This is a genomic window from Gordonia sp. PvP123 (genome assembly GCF_040547295.1).
Classification (GTDB): Bacteria; Actinomycetota; Actinomycetes; order Mycobacteriales; family Mycobacteriaceae; genus Gordonia; species Gordonia terrae.
The window spans coordinates 1-3,393 of the sequence record NZ_JBEPPN010000028.1; the positions used below are offsets into that span (position 1 = coordinate 1).

General features: G+C 55.5%; 2 rRNA genes. Both read right to left on the minus strand.

The features are described from left to right. Positions 1-4 precede the first annotated feature (4 nt). Positions 5-121: ribosomal RNA gene (gene rrf, locus ABIC25_RS24865) — 5S ribosomal RNA — on the minus strand. A gap of 114 nt (positions 122-235) precedes the next feature. Continuing rightward, positions 236-3,369 (minus strand): 23S ribosomal RNA (locus ABIC25_RS24870). Between the last annotated feature and the right edge of the window lie 24 nt (positions 3,370-3,393).

Consider the following 3,393-nt stretch of genomic DNA (forward strand, 5'->3'; position numbering starts at 1 on the left):
TTGTGTTCGGCGGTGTCCTACTCTCCCACACTGATTAGGGTGCAGTACCATTGGCGCTGGAGGGCTTAGCTTCCGGGTTCGGAATGGGGCCGGGCGTTTCCCCTCCGCTATAGCCGCCGTAACTTTGTGAAACACTCTTTCACACAACAGTGTTTGTTTGTTGTGTGTTGTTTCAGAAGTACATAGTGGATGCGAACACCACCACAGTCACTTGCGTGGTGATGTTGTGGGTGTTGTTGGTAAGTCCTCGGCCGATTAGTACCAGTCACCTGAACACATTGCTGTGCGTACAGTTCTGGCCTATCAACCCCATGGTCTGTAGGGGGCCTTAACCCCGCTGAGGGGGTGAGAAACCTCATCTTGGAACAGGCTTCCCGCTTAGATGCTTTCAGCGGTTATCCCTTCCGAACGTAGCTAACCAGCAGTGCCCCTGGCGGGACAACTGGCACACCAGAGGTTCGTCCGTCCCGGTCCTCTCGTACTAGGGACAGGTTTCCTCAAGTTTCTTACGCGCGCGGCGGATAGAGACCGAACTGTCTCACGACGTTCTAAACCCAGCTCGCGTGCCGCTTTAATGGGCGAACAGCCCAACCCTTGGGACCTACTCCAGCCCCAGGATGCGACGAGCCGACATCGAGGTGCCAAACCATCCCGTCGATATGGACTCTTGGGGAAGATCAGCCTGTTATCCCCGGGGTACCTTTTATCCGTTGAGCGACACCGCTTCCACTTGCCGGTGCCGGATCACTAGTCCCGACTTTCGTCCCTGCTCGACATGTACGTCTCACAGTCAAGCTCCCTTGTGCACTTACACTCAACACCTGATTGCCAACCAGGCTGAGGGAACCTTTGGGCGCCTCCGTTACCTTTTAGGAGGCAACCGCCCCAGTTAAACTACCCACCAGGCACTGTCCCTGAACCCGATCAGGGTCCGAGGTTAGAAGTCCAATACGATCAGAGTGGTATTTCAACAACGACTCCATGAACACTGGCGTGCCCACTTCACAGTCTCCCACCTATCCTACACAAACCGAACCGAACACCAATACCAAGCTATAGTGAAGGTCCCGGGGTCTTTTCGTCCTGCCGCGCGTAACGAGCATCTTTACTCGTACTGCAATTTCGCCGAGTCTGTGGTTGAGACAGCAGAGAAGTCGTTACGCCATTCGTGCAGGTCGGAACTTACCCGACAAGGAATTTCGCTACCTTAGGATGGTTATAGTTACCACCGCCGTTTACTGGGGCTTAAATTCTCAGCTTCGCCACCGAAATGACTAACCGGTCCTCTTAACCTTCCAGCACCGGGCAGGCGTCAGTCCGTATACATCGTCTTACGACTTCGCACGGACCTGTGTTTTTAGTAAACAGTCGCTTCTCTCTGGTCTCTGCGACCCACACCAGCTCAGAGAGCAAGTCTCATCACCAGGATGGGTCCCCCTTCTCCCGAAGTTACGGGGGCATTTTGCCGAGTTCCTTAACCACAGTTCTCTCGATCGCCTTAGTATTCTCTACCTGACCACCTGTGTTGGTTTGGGGTACGGGCCGTGTACCAACTCACTAGAGGCTTTTCTCGGCAGCATAGGATCATGGAATTCACCTCAACGGCTACGCATCACCTCTCAGGCTGCATGAGTGACGGATTTGCCTATCACTCGCCCTACAGGCTTACACCAGTACAACCACTGACTGGCCCCACTACCTTCCTGCGTCACCCCATCGCTTGCCTACTACCAGCCAAGGTCCCATGCATCACCCCAACTCGGCACCCGAAGGTGCTCCCGGGGGATCAGGATGGTTAGTACAACTGATTCAGCATGGGCGCGGATACACGGGTACGGGAATATCAACCCGTTGTCCATCGACTACGCCTGTCGGCCTCGCCTTAGGTCCCGACTCACCCTGGGCGGATTAGCCTGGCCCAGGAACCCTTGGTCATTCGGCGGCAGAGTTTCTCACTCTGCTTTCGCTACTCATGCCTGCATTCTCACTCCCACACCCTCCACACCTGGATCACTCCGGCGCTTCCACGGATGCAGGACGCTCCCCTACCCACCCACACACCTGGCCGACCCTCCATAGACGATCGACGGGCTATATGTGAGTGCCGCGGCTTCGGCGGTGTACTTGAGCCCCGCTACATTGTCGGCGCAGGATCACTTGACCAGTGAGCTATTACGCACTCTTTCAAGGGTGGCTGCTTCTAAGCCAACCTCCTGGTTGTCTTCGCGACCCCACATCCTTTTCCACTTAGTACACGCTTAGGGGCCTTAGCCGGCGATCTGGGCTGTTTCCCTCTCGACTACGAACCTTATCGCCCGCAGTCTCACTGCCACACTCTCACTTACCGGCATTCGGAGTTTGGCTGACGTCAGTAACCCTGTGGGGCCCATCGGCCATCCAGTAGCTCTACCTCCAGTAAGAAACATGTGACGCTGCACCTAAATGCATTTCGGGGAGAACCAGCTATCACGGAGTTTGATTGGCCTTTCACCCCTACCCACAACTCATCCCCTCCATTTTCAACTGAAGTGGGTTCGGGCCTCCACGACGTCTTACCGACGCTTCACCCTGGCCATGGGTAGATCACTCCGCTTCGGGTCTAGACCCGGCGACTCAAACGCCCTATTCAGACTCGCTTTCGCTACGGCTACCCCACACGGGTTAACCTCGCCACCGAGCACTAACTCGCAGGCTCATTCTTCAAAAGGCACGCCATCACCCGCAGCCACAAGGACTCACAGGCTTTGACGGATTGTAAGCGTCCGGTTTCAGGTACTATTTCACTCCCCTCCCGGGGTACTTTTCACCTTTCCCTCACGGTACTTGTCCGCTATCGGTCACCAGGAAGTATTCAGGCTTACCGGGTGGTCCCGGCAGATTCACAGCAGATTCCACGAGCCCGCTGCTACTTGGGGACACCGTCACGCAAGACCATGTGTTTTCAGCTACCGGACTCTCACCGACTACGGCAGACCATTCCAGGCCACTTCACCTAACACATGATTTTCTCACTCACGCTTCCACAGGCAGATGGAAGAAGACGAACCCCACAACCCCACACGCACAACCCCTACCCGGTATCACATGCGCATGGTTTAGCCTCCTCCGCTTTCGCTCGCCACTACTCACGGAATCACAATTGTTTTCTCTTCCTATGGGTACTGAGATGTTTCACTTCCCCACGTTCCCCCCACACAGCCTATACATTCAGCTGGTGGTAACACGACATCACTCGTGCTGGGTTTCCCCATTCGGACACCCTCGGATCACAGCTCGTTTGACAACTCCCCGAGGACTATCGCGGCCTACCACGTCCTTCATCGGCTCCTGGTACCAAGGCATCCACCGAACGCCCTTACACACTTACAACAACACCTACAAACAACCCCCACA